Origin of the sequence: Antarcticibacterium sp. 1MA-6-2 (assembly GCF_021535135.1) — a bacterium.
GTDB lineage: Bacteria > Bacteroidota > Bacteroidia > Flavobacteriales > Flavobacteriaceae > Gillisia.
Map to the genome: position 1 here is coordinate 547,431 of NZ_CP091036.1, position 16,155 is coordinate 563,585.

Consider the following 16,155-nt stretch of genomic DNA (forward strand, 5'->3'; position numbering starts at 1 on the left):
TATAACTAACGATACGATTAGGGCGATTATTTTTAATGGTTTATTTTTTCTGAATCCCAAAAGGAAGCTAAAAAAATATATGTAATTTTGACTATTCAAAAAGCAAGCCACACTTACAAAAATAGCACATATACCATTGCGGACAAACTCACTCTTCATTCTTTTTTCCTCAGTTTTTTTGTTGCTGGCGCCTCATATTTTACAAGCTCAGGAAATTGAAACTGCTAATGAAGTTCGTATTGAGGCGCAACGTGATTCTGTACGAACAGTAGGTGATTCTCTGGTCCCAAATCCTCAAATGGCAATACAACAGGACACGGTAAAAACCGATACTGTTCAACGACCCAGATTGCTTACAGATGTTGTTAGTTACACGGCTGTAGATTATATGAGACTTAATCCTAAGGAAAACAGGATGTACCTCTATAATCAGGCCCAAATCACTTATGGTGATATGGTAATGACAGCAGGGCTCATCATTGTTGATAATGAAAAAGGTGAAGTATATGCTTTTGGTATCCCCGACTCAACAGGAGCCTATTCCCAAAAACCAATTTTTACCCAGGGCCAAAATACTGTTGAACCGGATTCTATAAGATATAACTTTAAAACCCAGAAAGCACTTGTGTATAATTCCCGAACCACGCAGGGAACTTTTAATGTGTTAGGTGAGGTGACAAAAAGACAAAACGATTCTGTATATTATATGCAGAATGTAAGATTTACAACTTCTGAAAACGAGGAGAATCCTGATTATTATTTTTATGCCCGAAGGATAAAATTTGTACCTCAAAAGAAGATAGTAAGTGGTCTTGTTAATATGTACATTGCAGATGTACCCACTCCTCTGGGTCTGCCCTTTGGATATTTTCCAATGACTGAAGAAGAGACATCAGGATTTATTATTCCTTCTTTTGGACAAACGAATCAGCGAGGTTATTTTCTGCAAAACGGAGGTTATTACTTTGCTATAAGTGATTATGTAGATCTTTTGGTTTTGGGAGATTACTATACAAACGGCAGTTATGGATTAAGAACAGAATCAAATTATGCCAAGAGGTACAGGTACAGGGGAAATATAAATTTCAGGTATGAAAACCTTCTGGATAGTGAGAGGGGTTTCCCCGATTTCTCGCAGCAAACCGTTTACAACCTGCAATGGACCCATTCCCAGGACCAGAAATCGAATCCAAGTTCAAGGTTTTCAGCTTCAGTAAACCTGGGTAGTAGTAATTATTATCAGGAATCGGTAAACCAGTCCAATACTGCCAATTTCTTAAATAACACCTTACGATCTTCTGTATCTTATTCAAAAACTTTTTCAGGAGAACCAAATGTTAATTTAAGTGTTGCTGCTACTCATCAGCAAAATACAAGGACGCAGCAAATAGATATGACTTTGCCCACGGTCCAGGGTAGTATGGGAAGAATTTACCCATTGGCTCCAAAAGTGGGAACTAAAAAAGGGATTATTGAGAATATTAACCTTCAGTATAACTTTAGAGGCGAAAACCGAATTTCCACAACCGATTCTCTTTTCCTGTCTCCTGAAATGTTTCGGGATGCGAATTATGGCGTACAGCACAGTATCCCGCTTTCCACCAATTTTAAAGTTTTTAAATATTTTAGTGTTAGTTCCAGTGCCAACTACCAGGAGAGCTGGGTATTTAAAACTTATGACCGTATTTATGATCCCAACTTAAGAGAGGTTATAGTGGATACTATTAGAGGTTTTGATTCTTTCCGAAGCTATAATTTTAGTACGAGTGTAGGAACTACTCTTTACGGACTTAAAAACTTTGGAAACGATAAAAAGATCCAGGCTATAAGGCACGTAATGCGACCTTCGATAAATTATAGTATTAATCCTGCATTTGACCAGTACTGGGATGAGTATGAAATCATTAACGAGCAGGATCCCGGTCTTAACCTATTAGTTGAATATTCAAGATTCCAGGGGTCATTGTATAGCCCGCCGGGAAGGAATTTTTCAAGTTCTATTGGGTTGAGCCTTAGTAATACTGTTGAAGCAAAAGTTAGGGACAAGGACAGTACTGCCACAGAACCCAAGAAGATCACCCTGCTTAACAACTTTAGCATTGGAACCTCCTACAACCTTGCGGGGGATTCCTTAAGACTTGCACCCGTTAGTCTTAGGGGAAGTATTCCTATTATTCAAAACAAACTTGATGTAAACGTAGCCGCCAATTTGGATTTGTATGCTCTTGATAACAATAACCGCCGCATTGATAAACTGAATATCCAGAACGGAGGTAGTCTCTTTCGATTTACTATGGCCAATGTAAGTTTTGGTTATAATTTTTCAAGCAAAGATTTTGCTGAAGGTGGGGATGAAAACAAAGATAAAATAGAGAATGAGACCTTTAGAAACGGAGGACGACCCGATGATCTCTTCGGAAAAGAAACTGACATAGATGGGAGATTTATGGATGATGAAGAAGATCCTTTTGAAAATGATGAAGAAAGAGAAAATGATCAATGGTATAATTATAAAATTCCGTGGAATTTAAGACTTGCATACACAATGACCTATAACAATATGGCTCGCCAGAATGAAATATCCTCCCACTCAATCATGTTTTCAGGAGATGTTGAACTGGCCCCTAAATGGGTAGTTGGTGGCTCTTCGGGTTTTGATATTAAAGAAGGAGGTTTTACTTATACACAATTAAGATTTCAACGGGATCTTGACAGCTGGAACATGTCATTTAACTGGGTGCCTTTTAGTCCCCGTGCCTCCTGGTATTTCTTTATTGGTATAAAATCCTCTATTCTTAGGGATATTAAGTACGACAAGAGAAGAGTACCGGACAGAGCTTTGTAGGTAATATCAAAGTTAGAAGGTAGAAGTTGGAAGTGGGAAGGTAGAAGTTGGAAGTGGGAAGTTGGAAATAAGTTAGAAGTTGGAAATAAGTTAGAAGTTTGAAATATTAGAAGGAATACAATAATCTGGTAACTGATATAATTGTTTAATTTAAAGTGCTTTTAATATTATGAAGAAAATAATTAAGACATCGATGGCTCCGGCACCAATAGGACCATACAATCAGGCTGTGTTAACGGGAAATATGCTTTACACATCGGGGCAGATAGCTATTAATCCTGAAACTAACGAGCTGGAAACGGGAAACCTGGAAGAGGAGACGAAACTGGTGATGGAAAACTTAAAGGCTATTTTGACTGAGGCAGGAATGACTTTTGAAAATGTCATTAAAACTTCTATTTTCATTAGCGATATGAACAACTTCTCAAGGATCAATGAAGTTTATGGGAAATATTTTGATCCTGAAACAGCACTTACCAGAGAAACAGTTGAAGTTGCAAATCTCCCGAAGTTTGTTAATGTAGAAATAAGCGCTATAGCAGTTAAATAGCCTTCATCATTAACCTTGCGGTTGCGGGATTTGTTGCTATAGGAATATCGTGCACATCACACAGCCTCATAAGCATTACAATATCCGGTTCGTGAGGGTGCTTGTCGAGAGGATCTCTGAAGAAAAGGATCATTTGTACATGACCTTCTGCGAGACGGGAAGCGATTTGTGCATCACCTCCCAATGGCCCCGACAAAAGTTTTTCTACCTTAAAACCAGCTGCTTCAGTTTTATTTCCTGTATTCCCAGTGGCAATAAGCTTAATTCCTTTGGACATTAAAACTTCCTTATGTTCATTTAGAAATTGAACCATTTCTGCCTTTTTCCCATTATGGGCTATTATTGCTATTGTCATAATTAAGTAGATAATATATCAGAAATCCTTAAAAGATCCTTATTGATATCAGGTTTTGATTTAAGGGCGTCTTCAAGACTGGTTGCTTCTATCTTGTTATTGATCAAACCTACCATGATGTTGGTTCTCCCGTCCAATAAAAGTTCTACTGCTTTCACACACATCCTGCTAGCCAAAACCCTGTCAAAACAGGTGGGGCTTCCTCCTCTTTGAATATGTCCAAGAACAGTAACCTTCGCATCGTAATCTGGAAGATTTTCCTTTATATATTCTGCAAGTTGAAAGACATTTTTTCCAATCTTATCACCTTCAGAAACAACAACAATACTGGATGTTTTCCCTGATCTCCTACTGCGTTCCAAAGAAAATAACAGCCGCTCCAGTCCCAGGTTTTCTTCAGGAATTAAAATCTCTTCGGCTCCTGCTCCAATCCCGCTGTTTAAAGCGATAAATCCGGCATCCCTTCCCATTACTTCTACAAAGAACAGCCTGTTGTGCGAACTGGCAGTATCCCTGATTTTATCAATAGCTTCTACAACAGTATTAAGAGCAGTGTCATAACCAATGGTGAAGTTGGTGCCATAGATATCATTATCTATAGTTCCCGGCACACCTATAACAGGAATATTATGTTCTTCATTTAAAATTTTTCCTCCTCTAAATGTACCATCCCCACCAATTAGAACAAGAGCATCTATCCCGGCTTTTTTTATGGTATCTGCTGCTTTTTGCCTAGCCTTCAACAGTAAGAAATTCTTTAGATCGTGCAGATTGTAAAATTGTACCTCCCCTGGAAATAATATTTCGAACACTCCTTGGCCCAAGTTCCTCGTAAACACCGTCAATTACTCCCTGGTATCCTCGGTAAAACCCAATACATTCAATGTGGTAAAAAGCGCAGGCTCTAACTACGGCTCTAATTGCTGCGTTCATTCCGGGAGCATCTCCTCCCGATGTTAATACTCCAATTCGTTTAATTTTTTTCGCCATTTATTTATTTTAATCTTTAACCTGCTAATTTATGAATTTATTAAAAAGTACTCAATTTAGATCTACTTGAAAAACCAGTAGAAATCTATTGTTCCGGAAATACAATGTACTCAGGAGCCAGAGATTTTTTATCTGAAACTCCTTCTCCCTCTTCTTGCTTGATTGCCTGCGTATTGGCAATTTTTCGAATAAGCTCTTTGAAAGTGTCAAAGTCAACCGAATATGTTAGACCTAATCCCTGAGTAAATCCTATTTCTTCTCCAATGAACTGGATGTTATTTTCCCTGTTAAATACTTTTGCTCTCAAAGTACCCTCTTCATTTAAAAGAAATTGAATTTCCACATCCCCAATTATGACAGATTCAGTCACACCTCCAACAGGAACTCCTACGGCTCCGTTAATGAGGACTCTGTCGCTTATTTGGGTAGATAGGGTCAAACCAAACCTGTCTACTGTTTGTTGATCGGGTGTCCTGTCTCCCTGCACGTAATTTACACCTACCTGGAACTTCCCATCCTCGTCAGCAAATATATCATTTACTATGCTGGAAGCTCTTTCAACTAAATTCCCGGTTATAGCATTCTGACCAATTGCCATTTCACTATAAAAGGAGCCCTGGGTAACCAGGAATAAAGCCTGTAACTCCCTGCTTGCGCGGTCATTCATCCTATACTCAAGCTCTGAGCGTACGGCGCTACTGGCATTTGGAAATTCCACATCAAATGTAAGTTCCGGCTGTGCGATCTGGCCCTGTAATAAAATGACAACTTCAACAGGAATTTTTCGGTTCAAAGATGGATTTTCCAGCAGCACCGCAGGATTAGCAGTGACATCGTAAACAGCACTTACATCTAATTCGGCCTGGGTTGGGCTACCATTCCAGGTGATATTTCCTCCCGGTTTAACCCTGAAGATCTTTTGAACCAGTCCTGCATATTTGAAATTGTAAACTCCCTCATACACTACAAAGTCTCCCCACATGTTGAACTTGCCGTTTGTGTTGATCTCAATAAGCATGCTTCCTGCTCCCCGTCCCCTTAATGTACTTCCGCTGGTTTGATCTATTACTACTTCTACTTCAGCATCATTGGTAATATCGAGGTCAAAATTGAGTTCCAAACCTTTTACCTCAGGTAGTTCTATCTCCTCTCCCGCCAGCCTGGAAGCTTTTTCTTCCGGACTTAAGAAATGGATATAAGAATTATCTCCAACAGATTCGGCATCACTTAAGGGAATTTTAAATATAGTTCCCCGTTCGGTTGCGGCGTTTACATTGATCACCAGCTCATCTGTAGCCCCTTTAATAGTAGCGAGACCATCTATAAAAGCTGTTCCGTAGTAAAGGGCATCAACTTCAGCTTCGGTATCGAGTACCAGCATGCGATCACTGGAAATTTCAAGGTCAAGGAACCAGCTTTTAAAATTTTGGTGGAAAATACTGCCGTCAATATTACTGTAGTTTGGTATTTAGTATCGAGTATTTTTACATTATTAAAGTTAAATCGTTGTTCTGTAAGATCAACAATTGCGGTATTTTCGAGGTTATAATCTATATTAAGATAGGGAATTCTAAAGTAAGCATCTTCCAGTTCCAGCTGCCCGTTAATATCAGGATTTCTGTAATCTCCTGTCACCTTCGCCTCGCCCGATGCAAAGCCCCTGATATTATCTATTGCTTCCCCTCCCAGGGGACTGAAAGCCGAGAGATTGATATTTTGCAGGGCTACATCTAAATTTATTAGTGGATCCTCTCCTGTAGCATCTATTTCACCAATAGCACTAAGAGACTCAAAACCTTTTCTCATAAGAGTAGCATCTATATTGTAAAACGTAAGGTTTTCATTACCGTTTACATCTATAGTAAGTCTTCCCATGGGAATTTCATTAATAGCCAGCCCATCAATTGTAAGGGAAGTGTTGGGAAAAAATGCCCCCTGTTCCTGCAGGAGATTAAGCCTGCCATTTAGTATTCCCCCAAGTTCAAGGCTATCTATTTCGGGGGTGATTTTGCCGATGTCGACTTCATCAAATTCAATTCTGAAATTTTTATAAGTAGAGTCCCTCTTTTCACCGCTCAACCTTATCATTTCGTTTTGATGGCTTAATACGAGAGAATCTACTGTGAGGTCGCGGAAGCTGTTTGAAAAAACTATTTTGTTACTCTTATTACTATTTTCATTTAGATACCACATGTTATCTTTAAACTTTACGTCTGAACGTTGAATACCAACAACAGAATTATTGTCTTCATTAATGGTATGAAAGAGGTTTATATTAAATACATCATCATTTCGTTTTCCTCCCTGAAATTCTGAACGAATGAACAGGGTGTCTCTAAGCGTTACATTAATTAAATTAAATTCTGAAAAATTGTAAAGGCTGGTAGCAACACTGTCGGCTTCAACGAAGGTATTGTAAAGAGGGTTTGTATTATCAACCTGGATATTAATGCCTTCCATCATATTACCAAAGGCCTCAATCCTGGGAGAACGGAAAGTCAGCCGGAATTCAGATTCATCAGATTCTACCCTCCCCCTAATGAAGGTATTGGGAGCGAGGGTAATTTCAGGATAAAAAATCTCGACAATCTTATTGTAGATGTCAAAATCAAATTCCATGTATTGATTAGTGGTAATTGTATTCGGCCTGTAATTAGTATAGATACTACCAATAGAATTTTCTACCAGGGACCCTACTTCTGAAATTTTGAAATTTCCTGTAACCTGCCCACTAATAACATCTGGCGAGCTAACTGCTATGGTTCTTATTCCTTCCTCGTCAAATTCTGAAGTAATACTTAAATCATCGAAGTAGTAAAGATCGGTAGGATTTTGATAGGTTGCATTTAGGAGATAGATATTTCCGGAGACATTATCCAGGGAATTTCCCTGCATATTCATAATAATATCACCTTTTAATATCGATAAACTATCGCGGGTAACGAAGTTCAACTCGTGTAAATTGGCATAACCCACTGAGGCTTCAAAATCATAAATATTCTCTTGTTGAGAAATATCCAGAAGACCATTAAATTCCATTCTCAGGTTAGGATCCTGCGATACAAGATTTCCATTAAAAATTGAATTTCTAACCATTCCCATTACGAGAATTCCCGTATACCTGTAATCGTTGTAAGTAAGGGACGAAATTCTTCCTCTAACATTTGTGTTAAGACTTTCTGCGGTAAAACCTTTTCCATCTATATTTATGTCAAAACTTGTCTTACCCAGTTCTTTTTTGTTTAGAAAGCGTCCAATATTGAAATTATTAAAAACAAGATTCCCTTTATAACGGGTAGCTGTGGAACTGCTGAAATCACTTAAGACTATATCGGCCTTTGCTGATCCTAATTGGGTTTTTATGAAAACATTTACATCGAGCATACTGGTAGTAATTACAGCAATTCCCTGAAGCTGCAGGTTTCCAAAGTCGCGAAGGGTGACGGGTAGAACCTCCCCAAGGACAGATGGAAGAAGATTTACAAGGTCATAATAATTAGACGATAAATTTTCTAAATTTCCTTCCAGGCGAAATTCCTCAGTATCAGCAAAGGCTCCTACAACGTGTAAAGTTCCATCAATGCTACTGCGGTCGAGCCCCTTCATCTCAAGGTCTTCCAGTATAAAATCATTTAATGTTCCTGTGATCTTGCTGTTAAGTACAAAAGTTTGATCCTCTCCAAATGGTTCATAGAACACCTTTAGATCGTTGGTTGATATTCGGGACTCCCTAAAAACACCTTCTATCGCTACTTTATTTTCAAAATCAGAAAAATCGGATATGACATAAACGAGGTTTATATCGGCATCCAGAGTAGAACTGGGGGTTTCAAGAAAGAGGCCATCCAGGTGCATCTCTGTAGGGCTGTAGGAAAATTCAGTTTTTAAATTGGTAATATCCAATCCTCTTCCTTCCTGCGCAGTTAACGCGTTGATTGAGACAGAAACGTCACTTCCTGCGACTTTCAAATTTTCTGCCTGCAAGTCCAGGTTTTCCAAAATGACCATCTCGGGATTGTTCAGGTTTTCATTTATAAAACTATAGGAACCATCGGTAATATAAATGTCTCTTATAAAAAGTTCAAAGGATTTCTTTTTTCCGGTAGGTTCAGTCTTTAATTTTTCCAGAAAAACACCCAGGTTATCTGTTTCCTCCCCCTGGTATTTAACCATATTAAAAGTGAAACCTTTGGCTGTAGTACTTCCAAGTCTGGGAGTATTATTAATAAGATTGGAGAGACTAAGAATCGAAGTTTTTAATTCTACTACGTTAATAAGGGTATCCTGATGGTGATCTTCTATGTAAACATCATTAAGCTTCACTTTTCCCAAATATGAAAGACTAACCCTTCCTACAGAGATATGAACATCTGACTGCTCTTTAATGGATTTAGTTAGCTTTTTTGCCACCGATGTTTGTACGGCAGGGATGGAAAATAAGATCAATAAAAGCACGAAGAACAAAAGCAGTGCAACGACTGTTCTAATTAGTATTTTCCAGAATTTTTTGATACGCTTTTAAATTATAACTTTGTGGATTGTAAAAACAAATATGCCCCTTCTAAAATAATGGCAAAATCCCGCGACATTTATATTCTAGCAATAGAATCATCTTGTGACGATACCGCTGCTGCTGTCCTGCACAACGATAAATTACTGTCTAATATTGTTGCTACACAGGAGGTTCATAAAAAATACGGCGGTGTAGTTCCAGAACTTGCATCCAGAGCACATCAGCAAAATATTGTGCTTGAGTAATTCATCAGGCAATTGTTGAAGCAAATATCGACAAAAAAGATGTATCTGCAATTGCTTTTACTAAAGGACCGGGTCTTATGGGTTCTTTACTTGTAGGAACTTCTTTTGCAAAATCACTTTCCCTTGGTTTACAAATTCCACTTATTGAAGTAAATCATATGCAGGCTCACATCCTGGCTCACTTTATTGATGAGAAGGAGTTTGAAAAGCCAAACTTTCCTTTTTTGGCGTTGACCATTAGCGGCGGGCATACACAAATTGTGAAGGTGAGCGACTACTTTAAAATGGAAGTTATAGGGCAAACGATAGACGATGCTGTAGGCGAAGCATTTGACAAGAGTGCTAAGATCCTGGGCCTACCTTATCCCGGTGGTCCTTTGGTTGATAAGTATGCAAAAGAAGGAAATCCCAGGGCATTTAAATTTACAAAACCCAAAGTGGAAGGGCTGGATTTCAGTTTTAGCGGACTTAAAACAGCGGTTCTTTATTTTATTCAAAAGGAAGTAAAAAATAATCCGGAATTTATTCAGGAAAATCTCAATGACATCTGCGCTTCTATTCAGTATACAATTGTAGAGATCCTTATGGACAAGTTGAAAAAGGCAGTGAAACAAACCGGTATAAACCAAATAGCAATTGGCGGAGGAGTTTCAGCTAACAGCGGAATAAGAACTGCCATGAAAAATGCTGAAAAAAAGTATGGCTGGAAAACTTTTATTCCGAAGTTTGAGTATACTACAGATAATGCTGCCATGATAGGAATAGTGGGCTACTACAAATATTTACAGGAGGAATTTACAGATCTTTCAGTCACTGCTCTGGCCAGGTATAAAATTTAAGTTATGCAGTTATTTTTTCATCCAGGCATTTCCGACAATGATCAACAGGTTGTCTTTCCGAAAGATGAAAGCAGGCATATTGTAAAGGTGTTGCGAAAGAAAGAAGGTGATATTCTTAATGTAACTAACGGAAAAGGATTTTTGTTTAAAACAGAAATTATTAGCGTAAGTCCTAACCAGTGTCTGGCAAATATCATAGAAACAGAAAAAGAACCGGAGCCGGATTATCATCTTCATCTTGCCGTCGCCCCCACCAAAATGAACGACTGGTATGAATGGTTTTTAGAAAAAGCCACAGAAATTGGAGTTCGCGAAATTACTCCTGTTATATGTGATCACAGTGAGAGAAAAGTAGTTAAACTGGAACGATTTGAAAGGGTGCTGCAAAGTGCTATGAAACAATCCCTGCACTTAAGTATCCCGGTTCTTCATAAGGAGATCCTGTTTTCAGAATTTATTTCTTCAAAAATTAAGGGAGATAAATTTATAGCTCACTGTGAGGAAAATGAAAAAAAATCTTTAAAATCTGTTTTAAATTCCGGCAGTCACTCTACAATCCTTATTGGTCCCGAGGGAGATTTTTCTTCAGAAGAAATAGAAATGGCCATTAGCAATGGCTGGGTCCCTGTGAGCCTGGGAAATAGCCGCCTGCGAACAGAAACTGCAGCAATAGTTGCCTGCCATACCGCCGCTCTGGCAAATGAAATATAAGGAAATTTATAAGTTTTCTTTAAGATAACTTAAACCTTCTGCTTTTTATATTTTTATATCTTCGGTTTTATTAATGTACGTTCGCAGTACACGCCTGCCCATGAAATTAAGGAGCCTACTTTTAATTTTTATTGCCGTTTTAAGCTGGAGCATTTCTGCACAGGAAATAGCAGTTTTAAAATATCAGGGAGGAGGAGACTGGTACTCCAACCCCACTTCACTTCCCAACCTAATTAAATTCTGTAACGAAAATATTAATACTGCTATAAATCCCAAACCCGCGACTGTTACTCCCGGAAGTACTGACCTTTACCAGTTCCCCTTTATTCATATGACGGGACATGGAAACGTTTACTTTAGTGATGAAGAAGCAACAAATCTTAGGAATTACCTCCTGAGTGGAGGTTTTTTACATATAGATGATAATTATGGTATGAATGAATACCTGCGGAAGGAATTAAAAAAAGTTTTTCCTGATAAGGAACTTCAGGAACTACCATGCAAGCCATCCTATTTTTAATGCAGCTTATTCTTTCCCGAACGGACTGCCAAAGATTCACGAGCATGACGGCCTACCTCCCCAGGCCTTTGGCATTTTTGAAAACAAGAGACTTGTTTGTCTTTTTACATACGAAAGTGATTTGGGAAATGGATGGGAAGATCCGGCGGTACATAATGATCCTGAAGAAGTAAGGCTTAAAGCATTGCAAATGGGGGCGAACATAATTAAATATGTTTTTGAAAATTGAGTATGCAGCTATCACATAACGAACACATTTCACAATTAAAGAAATTTCCGCTAATTGTTCTTTCAGATAATCTTATTGGGGATGCAAACCTGGGAAGCCTCTTTCGACTTGCAGATGCTTTCAATATTGAAAAAGTGGTTTTTTGCGGTACACCAGTCGATATCAGCAGTAACAGGTTGAAAAAAACAGCTAGGACCACTTTTCAAACAGTATTTTATGAACAATGGGAAAGTACAGAGGAGGCGCTTAAAAGTTACCTTTTGCGTGGCTATTATCCAATGGCCCTGGAAATAACAGAAGATAGTGTTCCAATTAATAGTCTTAGCTTTGAAGATAAGGATAAGGTGCTTCTAGTTGTAGGAAATGAGAGGTATGGTATTTCCTCAGAAGTTCTCGATCTAATCAATAAAAAAATTTATATAAAAATGTTTGGCCACAACAGCAGCATGAACGTCGCCCAGGCCACAGGTATTGCTCTTTATGAAATTACAAAAACACTTCCTCCCTTTCATGAGAAATAATATCTTTACCAGGTGAACGCTAAATCTTTTTCTTACGGAATTTTACGGGCAGTAGGTATAATGGTGGGAATTTTCCTGCTATTGTATTTTTTATACACTATTCAAAGTGTACTTGTTTATATAGCTGTTGCCGCAGTAATATCGCTAATAGGCCGTCCTGTCGTTATCTTTTTACGATCTACCTTACGCATTCCAAATCAAATAGCAGTAGTAATGGTCCTTCTCCTGGTCCTCTCTGTTTTTGTAGGAATTATTTTAGTTTTTGTACCTATAGTCATTGAACAAACTTATCATCTTGGGCAGATAGACATAGAAGCCTTTAAAAGCGATATTAACGAATTAAATGATCAGGTAAATACCTATTTGGGTGTAGAAGAAATTAATATCCTCGAGAGCCTTAGGCAAAGCGAATTTATGAGGAGCCTTGATATGAATATGATTCCAAGATTTCTCAATAGTGTTTTTGGTATTCTTGGTGCTACTCTTATTGCTGTTTTTTCTATAATTTTTATTTCATTTTTCCTTCTTAAAGACAGTAAATTGATGCTTAATAGTATCCTTGTTTTTGCTAATAAAGGGGAAGAAGATAAATTCCAGAGGGTTTTTAATAAGATAAAAATTCTTTTATCTCGATATTTCGTAGGGCTTACCCTCCAAATCACTGTACTTTTTATCCTCTACATACTTTTGCTCAGTATCTTTGAGATTAATAATCCTGTTGCTATAGCTTTTATTTGTGCAATACTAAATTTGGTACCATACCTGGGACCAATATTTGCAGGAATTCTTATGGCATTATTTGTAATCTCCAGTAACCTGGGAGCCGATTTCCAAACGTTTATCTTGCCAAGAGTGGTATATGTAATGCTGGGATATGGAATTGCCCAGCTTATAGACAATTTCATTAGTCAGCCACTTATATTCGGCGCCAGTGTAAGATCCCATCCCCTTGAGATATTTTTAATTATCTTAATTGCGGGACTTCTGTTTGGAGTCGTGGGAATGGTAGTGGCGATTCCGTTTTATACTGCTTTAAAAGTTATTGCAAAGGAGTCACTTAGTGAATATAAGATCGTAAAAAGACTTACCCGGGATCTTTAATAATTTATATTGAACAAAGCACTTTTACAGGAGGAAGTTCAGAAGTTTATTCTTAATAATATTGATGCTGATGTATCTAAACTTATACTTAAAGGTAGTTCCTTTAAAAATATATCTTCCAGAGAATTAGCAATTCAAATTACAGCAAAGAAAAAAGCAAATAAGAAGTTGCCCCGGTGGTTTAATGCTGAAAGTATTATTTTCCCTCCCAACATAAATCTTGAGCAAACTTCTTCGGAAATAACCGCTCGATATAAAGCCAAGTCTTGTCAACGGCAAGAAGCTGATCGACCTAACAGGTGGTTTTGGAATAGACGCGTTCTTTTTTGCTGAAAATGTGGAACAGGTAATCCATTGTGAACAGGATGAAGATCTATCTGAAATAGCTTAGTCATAATTTTAAAATCCTTGGTGCAGATAATATCAAAACTGTAACAGGTGACAGTCTCCAATACCTTAAAGCTTCAGAGGAAAAATTTGACTGGATCTACCTCGATCCTGCAAGAAGAGATGACTACGGCGGAAAAGTTTTTCTGCTGGAACAGTGTACTCCTGATGTTCCTGCAAATCTGCAGCTGTTTTTTCAGAAGGCAGATTGCATTTTAATTAAAATGTCTCCTTTACTTGATTTTAAAGCCGGATTATCTGAATTAAAGAATGTTTCAGCAATACATATTGTGGCGGTGAGAAACGAGGTGAAAGAGCTGCTCTGGCTTTTGGAAACAAATCCTTCAGAAGAAATAACTATAACAGCAATCAATTTTCAGAAAAATAAAAAACAGGTTTTCACTTCTTCTTTGTCTAAAGCCACTACTGATGCCCCATTAAGTTTGCCTCAGGATTATATTTTTGAACCCAATGCAGCGGTTATGAAGAGCGGATTATTTGCTGAAGTGGCTATGGCTACGGGAACGAAAAAACTGCATTTTAATTCTCATCTGTACACCTCAAATGAACCTGGAGATTTTCCCGGTAGAACATTTAAACTCATTGAAACTTTACCCTACAACAGAAAAGCACTCAAAAAGAGAGATGATCTAAAAAAGGCTAATATCGCTACCAGGAACTTTCCAAAATCGGTTGAAGCTATCAGGAAGGAATTGAAAATAGAAGACGGGGGAAATAGCTATTTGTTCTTCACTACTAATATGAAGAATGAGAAAATCGTTCTTATTTGTGAGAAAATTTAGTTAATGCTATAGACCTCACAGGTCTTCGAGACCTGTGAGGTCTTAGAAAAGAACTGTTGCTCTGGCTTTTCTACACAACAATTCTTAAGAACTAGAGACTTCTTTTAATCGGTTTACGTTAGAATTTTTCTAATCAAACCTCACAGGTTTTAAAAACCTGTGAGGTTTATTCCCCTAGGTGGTCTCTTCTCACCTGTAGTCCCTAAAATATTGCGGTTTCCTACTTCCTTCAGGAATTCTCAGGATTTCAATTTCTTCCTTTTTTACCAGTTGTAAATCCGGAGTAACTTGCAGTCTGGATTTAAAGTGCTCTATCAATACTTTTACTCTGTCCAATGGAAAGGAGTCAGCTACCTTTACTGTAAGCAAATCTGTGCCGAGTTCTCCCCTTCTTGCTTCAATGACAAAAGTTTCTATTCCTTCAAAATTTGTCAGGATTTCAATTACGTTCTGCGGATAAATACTGGTCCCTTTTAGCTTTATCATTTGTTTTTTACGTCCCACGACAGAACTCAGTCTTTCTGTATTTCTTCCACAGGCACAGGGAGCATTGGTGTAGGTGAGCATGTCTCCGGTTGCAAATCTTAGCAGTGGCATCGTTTGAGATTGAAGAGGTGTAACTACTAATTCACCGATCTCTCCCGGTTGAACGGGGTTACCTTCAAGGTCCAGGATTTCAGTAAAAATTAATTCGGGCTGAATATGATTTCCTTTATGAACCTCACATTCTGTAAAAGCAGTAGCCATTTCGGTAGAAGCATAAGTCGAAAATAACTCTATGTCCCAAAGTTCACTTATCCTGGACCCAAGTGCGTTAAGGGAATAATCTACACCTCTTATTGGCTCCCCAATACAGATTGCCGCTTTAACTGAAGTGTTTTTAAAGTCTATATTATTCTCTTTGGCGTACAGCAGCATTTTCAACAAAAATGAAGGTACAGCTACGAGATACTTCGCTTTAAACCTTTCAATAGAATCCCATTGTAGCTGTGGTAACCCGCTTCCGGTGCGGATGATTCCCGCTCCCAACTTCCGAAGTCCCAGGAAATACGCCAGTCCCGCCATAAATCTGCGATCCAGGGTTGTCGTGATTTGCACAATATCCTCTTTCTCTACTCCCGCGAGTTTAAAAGATCCAAATTCATTTGTTGTCAGCCGCTCGAGATCGGCATCGTTTAATCCCATACTTACAGGACTACCTAAAGTTCCTGAGGTAGTAACATAATCGATAACCTCGTGCCTGGGAACAGCATAAAATCTGTCGTTAGACTGCTGCAGGTCTTCCTTTGTTGTTATCGGCAGCTTTTTAAAATCTTCGTAGGACTGAATATTTTGAACATTGACATTTCTATGATCAAGAAGCTCTGTATAAAAAGGTGAATTTAGTTGAAGGTATGCCAGCTGTTTTTTAAGCTGTAGCCATTGTACCTGCTTAATTTCCTCAATTGATGCTTTATGAAGGTTGGACATTTCTTATATTTTTCTGTAACTCTGCTCAATTCTTTTTCGAAGAAACTCTTCCTCCTGTAAAGTAGAAACTTCCCTT

The 16,155-nt window shown here is 38.1% G+C and carries 11 protein-coding genes and 3 pseudogenes; 9 read left to right on the forward strand and 5 right to left on the reverse strand.

Annotated features, from left to right (window positions below; genetic code table 11):
- Positions 1-136: 136 nt before the first annotated feature.
- Complete coding sequence (locus LZ575_RS02715) at positions 137-2,845, forward strand: putative LPS assembly protein LptD (RefSeq protein WP_235328218.1); 2,709 nt, start codon at positions 137-139, stop codon at positions 2,843-2,845.
- A gap of 169 nt (positions 2,846-3,014) precedes the next feature.
- Entirely contained in the window at positions 3,015-3,395 is a 381-nt protein-coding gene (locus tag LZ575_RS02720) for a RidA family protein (RefSeq protein WP_235328220.1), read from the forward strand.
- On the opposite strand, the gene LZ575_RS02725 is transcribed toward LZ575_RS02720, so the two are convergent.
- From LZ575_RS02725 to LZ575_RS02740, 4 genes and pseudogenes are all read right to left on the reverse strand, one after another.
- Entirely contained in the window at positions 3,388-3,750 is a 363-nt protein-coding gene (locus tag LZ575_RS02725; protein ID WP_235328223.1) for a methylglyoxal synthase, read from the reverse strand. The two genes, LZ575_RS02720 and LZ575_RS02725, sit on opposite strands and share 8 nt — an antisense overlap.
- 2 nt (positions 3,751-3,752) lie before the next feature.
- Positions 3,753-4,740, reverse strand: a pseudogene (pfkA, locus tag LZ575_RS02730) (6-phosphofructokinase).
- An 85-nt stretch (positions 4,741-4,825) separates the two neighbouring features.
- Positions 4,826-6,178, reverse strand: a complete 1,353-nt coding sequence (locus tag LZ575_RS02735; protein WP_311196088.1) for a translocation/assembly module TamB domain-containing protein — start codon at positions 6,176-6,178, stop codon at positions 4,826-4,828.
- Positions 6,061-9,150 (reverse strand): hypothetical protein, encoded by a 3,090-nt coding sequence (locus LZ575_RS02740; RefSeq protein WP_235328225.1) that lies wholly within the window; start codon positions 9,148-9,150, stop codon positions 6,061-6,063. The genes LZ575_RS02735 and LZ575_RS02740 overlap by 118 nt, the downstream gene beginning before the upstream one ends.
- A 159-nt stretch (positions 9,151-9,309) precedes the next feature.
- Here LZ575_RS02740 and tsaD point away from each other — a divergent pair.
- The 7 genes and pseudogenes from tsaD to LZ575_RS23150 all read left to right on the forward strand — a co-directional run bounded on the left by tsaD (position 9,310) and on the right by LZ575_RS23150 (position 14,609).
- A pseudogene (tsaD, locus tag LZ575_RS02745) lies at positions 9,310-10,337 on the forward strand (tRNA (adenosine(37)-N6)-threonylcarbamoyltransferase complex transferase subunit TsaD).
- A gap of 3 nt (positions 10,338-10,340) precedes the next feature.
- Entirely contained in the window at positions 10,341-11,048 is a 708-nt protein-coding gene (locus tag LZ575_RS02750; RefSeq protein WP_235328227.1) for a 16S rRNA (uracil(1498)-N(3))-methyltransferase, read from the forward strand.
- A gap of 100 nt (positions 11,049-11,148) precedes the next feature.
- Positions 11,149-11,797 (forward strand): annotated as a pseudogene (locus tag LZ575_RS02755) (DUF4159 domain-containing protein).
- A gap of 2 nt (positions 11,798-11,799) precedes the next feature.
- On the forward strand, positions 11,800-12,318 hold the full coding sequence (locus tag LZ575_RS02760; protein WP_235328229.1) for a TrmH family RNA methyltransferase: 519 nt from the start codon (positions 11,800-11,802) through the stop codon (positions 12,316-12,318).
- A 12-nt stretch (positions 12,319-12,330) separates the two neighbouring features.
- Complete coding sequence (locus LZ575_RS02765; RefSeq protein ID WP_235328231.1) at positions 12,331-13,419, forward strand: AI-2E family transporter; 1,089 nt, start codon at positions 12,331-12,333, stop codon at positions 13,417-13,419.
- Between the two features lie 9 nt (positions 13,420-13,428).
- A complete protein-coding gene (locus LZ575_RS23145) occupies positions 13,429-13,752 on the forward strand; it encodes a hypothetical protein (RefSeq protein WP_311195940.1) in 324 nt (107 codons plus the stop codon).
- 278 nt (positions 13,753-14,030) lie between these two features.
- Positions 14,031-14,609 (forward strand): THUMP-like domain-containing protein, encoded by a 579-nt coding sequence (locus LZ575_RS23150; protein WP_311195941.1) that lies wholly within the window; start codon positions 14,031-14,033, stop codon positions 14,607-14,609.
- Between the two features lie 189 nt (positions 14,610-14,798).
- On the opposite strand, the gene LZ575_RS02775 is transcribed toward LZ575_RS23150, so the two are convergent.
- Entirely contained in the window at positions 14,799-16,079 is a 1,281-nt protein-coding gene (locus tag LZ575_RS02775; protein WP_235328233.1) for a phenylacetate--CoA ligase family protein, read from the reverse strand.
- Positions 16,080-16,155: the final 76 nt, after the last annotated feature.